Annotated in this window: 9 protein-coding genes; 3 read left to right on the forward strand and 6 right to left on the reverse strand. The window is 67.5% G+C overall.

What is annotated here, in order from left to right; translation table 11 throughout:
• Positions 1-210: 210 nt before the first annotated feature.
• Genes NCO8_RS29520 through NCO8_RS29530 form a run of 3 tightly spaced genes read left to right on the forward strand, consistent with a single transcriptional unit; the run spans position 211 to position 3079 of the window.
• On the forward strand, positions 211-1242 hold the full coding sequence (locus NCO8_RS29520; RefSeq protein WP_067644820.1) for a FecCD family ABC transporter permease: 1032 nt from the start codon (positions 211-213) through the stop codon (positions 1240-1242).
• The gene (locus NCO8_RS29525; RefSeq protein WP_067644823.1) at positions 1239-2048 is read left to right on the forward strand and encodes an ABC transporter ATP-binding protein; all 810 of its coding nucleotides are present in this window, start codon (positions 1239-1241) and stop codon (positions 2046-2048) included. Before NCO8_RS29520 ends, NCO8_RS29525 begins: the two co-directional genes overlap by 4 nt.
• A complete protein-coding gene (locus NCO8_RS29530; protein ID WP_174550377.1) occupies positions 2045-3079 on the forward strand; it encodes an ABC transporter substrate-binding protein in 1035 nt (344 codons plus the stop codon). The genes NCO8_RS29525 and NCO8_RS29530 overlap by 4 nt, the downstream gene beginning before the upstream one ends.
• Positions 3080-3083: 4 nt before the next feature.
• Here NCO8_RS29530 and NCO8_RS29535 read toward each other — a convergent pair whose 3' ends face one another.
• The 6 genes from NCO8_RS29535 to NCO8_RS29560 all read right to left on the reverse strand — a co-directional run bounded on the left by NCO8_RS29535 (position 3084) and on the right by NCO8_RS29560 (position 8508).
• Positions 3084-3512, reverse strand: coding sequence for a nitroreductase family deazaflavin-dependent oxidoreductase (locus NCO8_RS29535; RefSeq protein WP_067498711.1), 429 nt, complete (start codon positions 3510-3512; stop codon positions 3084-3086).
• A 32-nt stretch (positions 3513-3544) separates the two neighbouring features.
• A complete protein-coding gene (locus NCO8_RS29540) occupies positions 3545-4741 on the reverse strand; it encodes an ROK family transcriptional regulator (RefSeq protein WP_067644826.1) in 1197 nt (398 codons plus the stop codon).
• A 25-nt stretch (positions 4742-4766) separates the two neighbouring features.
• Positions 4767-6008 carry a sugar ABC transporter permease gene (locus tag NCO8_RS29545; protein ID WP_067644830.1) on the reverse strand — a complete coding sequence of 414 codons (1242 nt, stop codon included), beginning with the start codon at positions 6006-6008 and terminating at the stop codon, positions 4767-4769.
• A complete protein-coding gene (locus NCO8_RS29550; RefSeq protein WP_067644833.1) occupies positions 6005-6760 on the reverse strand; it encodes an ATP-binding cassette domain-containing protein in 756 nt (251 codons plus the stop codon). Before NCO8_RS29550 ends, NCO8_RS29545 begins: the two co-directional genes overlap by 4 nt.
• Positions 6760-7731 carry a sugar ABC transporter substrate-binding protein gene (locus NCO8_RS29555; protein ID WP_312032673.1) on the reverse strand — a complete coding sequence of 324 codons (972 nt, stop codon included), beginning with the start codon at positions 7729-7731 and terminating at the stop codon, positions 6760-6762. The genes NCO8_RS29550 and NCO8_RS29555 overlap by 1 nt, the downstream gene beginning before the upstream one ends.
• A 330-nt stretch (positions 7732-8061) precedes the next feature.
• Positions 8062-8508, reverse strand: a complete 447-nt coding sequence (locus NCO8_RS29560; protein ID WP_084457577.1) for an SRPBCC domain-containing protein — start codon at positions 8506-8508, stop codon at positions 8062-8064.
• Positions 8509-8656 lie beyond the last annotated feature (148 nt).

The following is an 8656-nucleotide window of genomic DNA, read 5'->3' on the forward strand; positions in this document are numbered from 1 at the left end:
GCGAACACCCTTTGCCTTACCGTGAGCCGAACCCGGCGCTGTGCCTGCACCCGGTGCCGCGCTACAGTCGGTGGGTCATCCCCGGTGGGTGCGGGAATCCGGTGCAATTCCGGGACGGTCGCGCCACTGTGATCGCCTCACGGCGAAAGTCAGACCTCCCTCGCCGGGCACCCTCTGAAAGGGCCGCGCCTTGCCTCTGGAGAACCCGCGATGATCCGTGCACGGATCTCGCTCGCACTACCCGTGCTCGCGGTGTTGCTGCTGGTCGCCATGATCGCCGCCACCGGCTTCGGCGCGGAAACCGTTCCCGTGCGCGCGGTACTCGACACCCTCGGCGCCCGGCTCACCGGAACCACCCCCACCGACCCCGGCATCGACACCATCGTCTGGCAGCTGCGCGTCCCACGCACCATCCTCGCCGCCGTGGTCGGTGCCGGTCTCGCGGTGGCGGGCGCCGCGATGCAGACCCTGGTCCGCAACCCGCTCGCCGACCCCTACCTGCTCGGTGTCTCCTCCGGCGCGGCCGTCGGTGCGGCGGCCGTCATCACCTCCGGCCTGTTCGCGGGTGCAGGCATGTGGGCGTTGTCCGGCGGTGCGCTGGCGGGCGCTTTCGGTGCGGCGACCCTCGTGTTCCTCATCGCCCTTGCGCAGGGCGGACTCACCCCGTTGCGGCTGGTGCTCACCGGTACCGTGCTCGGCTCGGCCTTCGCCGCGTGCAGCAGCTACCTGGTGTTCCGCAGCACCGATCCCGCCGCTGCCGAATCGGTGCTGTTCTGGCTGCTCGGCAGCCTCGCGGGCGCCGACTGGTCGACCCTTGGTCTCCCGCTGATCGTCGTCGCGCTCTGTGCCACGATCCTGGTCGCGATCGCGGGCTGGCTCGACGCCCTCACCCTGGGCGCCGACACCGCCTCCTCCCTCGGGGTGCCGGTGACCGGCCTGCGGATCGGGTTGTTCGTGCTGCTCGCGGTGCTCGTCGGTGTGCTGGTCGCGGTGTCGGGTGGGATCGGTTTCGTCGGCCTGGTCGTCCCGCATGCCGCGCGCATGATCGTCGGCCCACGGCATCGTGATCTGCTGCCCGCCTGCGCATTGTGCGGGGCGTTGTTCCTGGTGGTCGCCGATGCTGCCACCCGGGTGCTGGTACGCCCCACCGAGATTCCGGTCGGTGTCCTCACCGGCCTCATCGGCGCCCCCACCTTCCTGTTGCTGATGGGCAGACGCCGCTACCGGTTCGGCACCTCATGAGCACCGACGAACCGCCGCTTCTCGAACACGGCAGGCTCTATGCGCGCGAGCTCGCCTGCGCCATCGGCCGACGCACTGTTCTCGCGGAGGTGGACTTCTCGATCGAGCCGGGTGAGACCGTCGGCATCGTCGGCCCCAACGGCAGCGGCAAAACCACGCTACTGCGCACCTTGTCCGGTGTGCACCGCCCCCGTTCCGGCCGGGTACTCGTCGACGATCAGGTCCTGCACGATCTGCGGCCCCGCCGCCGCGCCGCGACCGTCGCGCTGGTCGCCCAGGACGAGATACCACCCGACGACATGCTGGTCGGCGAGGTCGTGGCGCTGGGGCTCACCCCGTACCTGCCGCCGTGGGGTCTGGACGCACCACGCGAACAACAGCGGGTGACACAGGCTTTGGCGTCGGTCGACCTGCACGGCTTCGCCGGACGACCGGTGCGCCAACTCTCCGGTGGCGAACGTCAACGGGTCCTGCTGGCCCGCGCGCTCGTCCAGAACACCCCCGTCCTGCTGCTCGACGAGCCGACCAACCATCTCGACGTCACCCATCAGCTCGAATTGCTCACCCTGGTCCGCGGTCTGCGCCGCACGGTGGTGGCCGCCCTGCACGATCTGTCGCTGGCTGACCGCTATTGCGATCGGATCATCGTGCTGCACAAGGGACGTGCGCGTCCGCCCGCACCGCCGGGCGAAGCGCTCTCCCCCGCCGTCGTCGCCGAGGTGTTCGGTGTCGACGCCAACCGCGTCCGGCATCCGGTCACCGGCGAGGACCATTTGTTGATCACCCCGCGAGAGGCACGACGATGAACAAGAACCCCGGCCGGATCCTGGCCACCACCGCACTCGCCGCCGTACTCGCGGCCTGTACCGGAACGTCCGCCGAATCCGCGACCACCGTGACGGTCCGCAATTGCGGTGTGGAGACCCGTTTTCCGGCACCCGCGCAGCGCATGTTCGTCAACGACGGCAATCTCATTTCCATGGTGCTGGCACTGGGTGCCCAGGATCAGGTGGCGGCGGTCTCCAGCGTCAAACGCGACGCGGCCACCCTGCGCGCCCATTACGGTGCCGAACTCGTCGACGGACTCAACGATGTCGCTCCCGAATATCCTTCGCGCGAAACGGTTCTTGCTCAACGTCCCGACGTGATGGTCGCCGGTTGGAGCTACGGTTACGACGAGGCGAGCAACCTCACCCCCGCCTCCCTACGCAAGGACGGCATCGCCGCCTACGTGCTCACCGAGAGCTGCCGCCAGGCCGACGGGGGCGCTGCGCGCGGCACCGTCGAACCGTGGACGGCGCTGCGCACCGATCTCACCGATCTGGGTGTCATCACCGGCCGCACCGCCCGCGCGAGCGAGGTCACCGCCGATCTCGACACCAGACTCGCGGCCCTGGCGGCCGCTCCGAAACCGGCGAAGGCCCCCACCGTCTTCCTCTTCGACAGCGGCACCGACACCATCTACTCGAGCGGGAAATTCGGTGCACCCCAGGCGATCCTGGAGGCGGCGGGCGCCCGCAACATCCTCGACGACGTCGCCGACACCTGGACCAAGGTCTCCTGGGAGCGCCTGGCCGCCGCCGACCCCGACGCCATCATGTTCGTCGACTACCCCGGCCAAACCTACGCGCAGAAGGTCGACATACTGCGCGGCAAGCCCGGCATCAACAACCTGCGGGCGGTGCGGGAGAGCCGCTTCTTCAACCTGCCCTACGCCCTGTGGACGAGCGGACCGCTCAATATCGACGCCGCCGAGCAGATCCGCAAGCAATTGGAGGCCTGGAACCTGGTGCCCGCCTCGGCCGTGGTCCCGCGCGCCGACGACGCGGTGCGCTGACCGGTCAGCGCGGGGTGAGCAGGACCAGCGGGATCTCGCGGGTGGTCTTGGTCTGGTAGTCGCCGTATCCCTTGTACGTCGCGACGACCTGCGGCCACAGGTCCGCCCGTTCGGCTTCCGTCGCGACGCGGGCGATCATCGGTGTGCGCGGACCGTTCTGCACGGCGACCTCGACCTCGGGGTTGTCGCGCAGGTTCAGGAACCAGGCGGGATGGGTGGGATCGCCGCCGCGCGAGGCGACGACGACGATCCGGTCCTCCTCCAGGATCGGAGCCGTGAGCATCACCGAACGCGGCTGACCCGACTTGCGTCCGATCGTGGTGAGTTCGAGCGACGGCATCCCCATCACGGTCTTGCCGATCCGCCCACCGGTGACGGCGAGCAGCGCACGATGAACGCCGTTCATGATCTTCAGCTGCAGGTCACTTGGCATATCGGCAAATCTACTCGGTGCTCGCACGCAGGTCAGCTGTTTTGCGCGCGGGCCAGGGTCTGCAACGGATCGGTGAGCAGCTCGGCGAAGGCCAGTTCGGCGGCGCCGACGAGCGGGGCGTCGTCGGCGAGCGCGGAGGTGCGCAACCGGACCCGCTCGCGGACCGCGAGCAGCCCGTCGACCGCCAGCCGGCTGCGCACCTGCGCCGCGGCAGCCAGATAGATCTCGCGCAGGACCCCACCGAACACCACCATGGTCGGGTTGAACACATTGACCAGATTGGCCACGCCGTACCCGAGCCAGTCCCCCACCTGGTGCAGCGCGTCGCGCGCGTCGGCGTCACCGCGCGCGGCCGCGTCGACGATCGCCGCGACCGCCGCCCGGCCGGTCAGGTCGCTGCGACCGGCCGCCGCGATCAGGGCGAGCTCACCGGCCTCGGCTTCCAGACAGCCCCGCGAGCCGCATCGGCAGGCCCGGCCGCCGGGATTCACGATCATGTGCCCGACCTCGCCCCCGTATCCGCCTTCGCCACCGAGCAGTTCGCCACCCATGATGACGCCGCCGCCGATCCCGACCTCACCGTGCAGGTAGATCAGGTCGCGTACCCCCGCCCCGACACCACGTTCACGCTCGGCGATCGCCCCGAGGTTCGCGTTGTTGCCCACCGCGACAGGCACACCGAGCCTTTCGGACAGCAACGCCCCGACCGGCACATCCACCCACCCGATATTGGGCCCGTACCGCACCACCCCGTCGCGCTCGCGCACCATCCCGCAGAACGCGAGCCCCACACCGACGCACACCGAACCCTTGTGCGCCGCGTCCATCATCGATTCCGTCATCCGCGCCAGTTCGGCGATCACCTCCTCCGGATCGAAAGCGCCTGTATCACGCGGCATTTCACACCGGTCGATGATCGCGCCACCCAGACCGACGCGCGCCACCGCGAGCCGGTCGGCACCCACGTCCAGCGCGAGGACATAGACCCGGTCGGATTCGGGCCGCACCACCAGCGACGGCCGCCCCGCTTTCCCGGTCTGTCCCGGCAATTCCTCCCGCACCAACCCCGCGGCGGCGAGGTCGGTGGTCAGAGCGAGGATCGTGCTGCGGTTCAAGCCCATTCGCTCGGCGAGCTCCGCCCGCGACAACGGTCCGCTCACGTGGACGTGGCGCAGCAGCACCGCGAGATTCCGGCGGCGGATCTCGTCCGGGGAGGGTGCTGCTTTCATCCGGACCTCCCTTCCCCGTCGTCGGTCAACTTCCTGGCAGCGAACGCTTGCGCGACAGCGCGTCCACCCCCGCCGCGAGCAGCAGAACAAATCCTGTCACAACGAATTTCGTGCCCGCGCTGTAGCCCATCAGGCCCATCCCGTTGTTGATGACCGCGACCACGGCGGCACCGAGTACCGCGTCGAGCATCCGGCCGCGACCACCGAACAGGCTGGTGCCACCGATCACCGCCGCACCGACTGCCGTCAGCAGCACATCGGACCCACCGGTGTTCGGATCGACCGAGTTGGCTCGCGACGCGGCGATCAAACCGCCGACCGCGGCCATCGTCGAACAGAGCACGAAGGCGCTGATCTTGATCCGGTCCACCGGAATGCCCGCGCGCCGAGCCGCTTCCACATTGCCGCCCACCGCGTAGATGTGGCGCCCGAACGAGGTGCGGTTGAGCACGAACGTCCACAGCAGCAACAACGCCACGATGATCGGTACCACGATCGGCATGCCCTGCAACGAGTTGACTTCGGGATTGCGGCTGCGTTCGTCGTTGAGGATCGCCACCGCGACCCCGGCGACCACCGCCACCGCCGCGATCCGCAACGTCACCACCGCGGCACTCTCGCCGGTGAGCCCGAGCTGGGTACGTGCCCGCAGCTTCCGGTACTGCACGAACCCGAACCCGGCAAGCAGCACCGCGTACATCACCCAGCCGAGCAGCGGCGGCACGTTCTTGTTCGCGATGGCCAGGATGGTCTCGTCGTGGATGGAGATATTGCGCCCGTTGTCCATGATCTTGAGCGCCACGCCCTGCAGCGCCAGGAACGCCGCGAGGGTCACCACGAACGAGGGCACCCCGATCTTCACCACGATCGCCCCGATGGCCAGCCCGATCACCACACCGGTGAGCAGCGCGACGAGCACCGCCGAATACCAGGGCCAGCCCTTGTCGGTGAGCAGCACCGCGAGCACCGCCGCGCACACTCCACTGGTGAACCCGGCCGACAGGTCGATCTCGCCGAGCAACAGCACGAAGATCAACCCCATGGCGATCACCGCGATAGCGGCGCCCTGGGTGAACAGATTCGCGATGTTGCCCTGCGTCATGAACACCGGCCGCGCGATCCAGAACACCACCGACAGCACCACAAGTGCGATCACCGAGGGCAACGCCCCCATGTTCCCACTGCGCACCCGTCCGACATACGAGTTCACCAGTTCGCTGACCGGAGCCGTCGCGGCCGTGCTCTTCTCCGTCACCGTCGTGCTCATGCCTTCACCCCGAGACTGCCGCTGCGGCCGGAGGTGATCAGCTCGACCACCTGCGAATGGGTCACGTCGGTCGTGCGGACCTGCGCGGCCATCCGGCCCAGATACAACGCCGCGATCCGGTCGGAGACCGCGAACACGTCGTTCATGTTGTGCGAGATCAGCACCACCGCAAGCCCCTTGTCGGCCAGCCGGCGCACCAGTTCCAGCACCTGCTGGGTCTGGGCGACGCCGAGCGCGGCGGTCGGTTCGTCCAGAATCACCACCTTGCTGTTCCACAGCACCGCTTTGGCGATGGCCACGGTCTGGCGCTGACCACCCGACAGGCTCGCCACCTTCTGCCGCACCGATTTGACGGTCCGCACCGACAGCCCGGCCAGGGTGCGTCCGGCCAGTTCCTCCATGCCGTATTCGTCGAGCACGATCCCGTGCTTGCGTTCGCGGCCGAGAAACATGTTCTGCACGATGTCGAGGTTGTCGCAGAGCGCAAGGTCCTGATACACGATCTCGATGCCGAGCTCGGCGGCGTCACGTGGGTTGCCGATCTGCACCGCTTCGCCCTCGAACAGGATCTCGCCCGCATCGATCGGATGGGTGCCGCCGATGCATTTGACCAGGGTCGATTTGCCGGCGCCGTTGTCGCCGACCAGCGCGGTCACTTCGCCTGGATAGACCGAGAAATCAACCGTGTGCAAGACGTGGACGGGGCCGAAGCTTTTGTCGATGCCCCGTAATTCGATGACCGGGGTGTCCATCAGCGCACGCCGTTGTCAGCACAGAGCTTGGCGAATTCACCAGCGCACAATTCGGCCTTGTCGACGAATCCGTCCGCGACCACATCGTTGACGTTGTTCTTGAAGATCGCCTTCGGCTCCAGCAGGACCGCGGGCACCTTCGTCTTCGACTCGGGGTCGTCGACAGTGCTGTTCGCCTCGCCCTTCTCCCCCTTGGCCAGCGCGATCGCGAGCTTCGCCCCCGCGGCGGCCTCGAGCTTGATCGCCTTGTAGACGGTCATGCACTGATCGCCGGCGAGCACGTTCTGCAGCCCCTGCACGGTCGCGTCCTGACCCGTCACCGGCACCTGCCCGTTGAGCTTCTGCTTCTTCAGCACCGCGATGGCGGCGTTCGCCAGCCCGTCGTTCGCCGCCACGACGCCGCCGAGGTTCGGTGTGCCGGTGAGCATCTGCTCGAAGATCGTGCCCGCCTTAGTGTTATCCCACTCCGGCACGGCTTGGTCCGGCCCCTTAACCACCTCGCCCGCAGCGAACTTCGGCGCCAAGGCACCGTCGTAGCCGTTCTTGAACAGGGTCGCGTTGTTGTCGGTCGGACCGCCGTTGAGATACGCGACGACCGGCTTCACGGCCTGCTTGTCGATCAGACACTTGGCCAGACCATTGCCCATCAGCTCGCCGACCTTCACGTTGTCGAATGAGACGTAGTAGGGCGCGCCGCCGCCCAGCGTGAGCCGGTCGTAGTCGATGACCGTGACACCCTGAGCCTTGGCCTTCTGGATCACGGCCTTGCCGGTGCCGCTGTCGAGGTTGGTGATCATCAGCACCGAGGCGCCGTTGGTGATCATCTGGTCGGCGATGGTCTGGAAGGCGTTCTTGTCGCCCTGCGCGTTTTGGATGTCGGCCTTGATCCCGGCCTCGTCGAACGCCTGCTGCAGGTACTTGCGGTCCGCCGTCTCCCACCGCGCCGAGGTCTTGCTGTCGGGCAGGATCACGCCGATCTTGGCGCCGCTGCCTGAGCTGGAGCTGCTGTCATCACCACCGCAGGCGGTGACCGAGGTGAGAAGTGCGATCGAGACGGCCGCGATGCCGAAGATCCCCTGACGCATGAGGGTGGCCTTTCATGGAACCACCGCCCGCTGGGCGGACGAGCTGGAGCGAATGTTGTGCTCGACAACTTATTCGAGGCCGTCCGATTGCACAGCGGATTGAGCAAAGGATTTGTTGTCGGCGATAACAATCAAGCAACGAGCTGTCGCATGTCCGACCTCATGACCGATGAGAGAACGTCGGTCTCCGGTCGCGCTACCACCGTATCGGGGGCGTTACGTCTGCTCCGCCATGGCCGCGAGCTTGGATAGTGCCGTGCGCCAAACGGCCTCGTTGTCGGCCGGATCCAGACCTGGTGGTAGGTCGTCGTGCACCACGTCCAGCTCAGTGCCACCGTCGGCCCCGTCGGACAGCGTGAAGACGACACTCTGCGCCCCCGCCAGTTCCGGCTTTTCGGTGACGAACTCCAGGACTTCGACGACCTCTTCGTCCTCGGTGAGGGCAAGGTAGCGCCCGTAGTAAGCGTCGTGCTGGGGTTCCTCACCGACGTCGTAGGACAGGGTGATCGAGAAAGAGCCACCGACCTCGGGCTCGAACCGGTGCACCACCCCGGTCATGCCGTCGGGCACCATCCAGACCTTCACCGCATCCGGGTGGAGCAGCAGTCGGTATACGGTCGAGCGGGCCGCACGGATATGCGTCCGGATCTTGGTCGTAGCCATGATGCTTCACCGCCTTCCGCTCCATGTTGCGCCGAAGCCTAGCAGCCGGCCGCTCGTCGACAGCCCGTCGAAGGTGACGGGTCGGGACCACTCGGATAACACACAAGGGCACGGAAACGACGAAAGCCCCCTGACCGTAGTCAGAGGG

The sequence above is a fragment of the Nocardia coubleae NBRC 108252 genome, from assembly GCF_001612805.1.
GTDB lineage: Bacteria > Actinomycetota > Actinomycetes > Mycobacteriales > Mycobacteriaceae > Nocardia > Nocardia coubleae.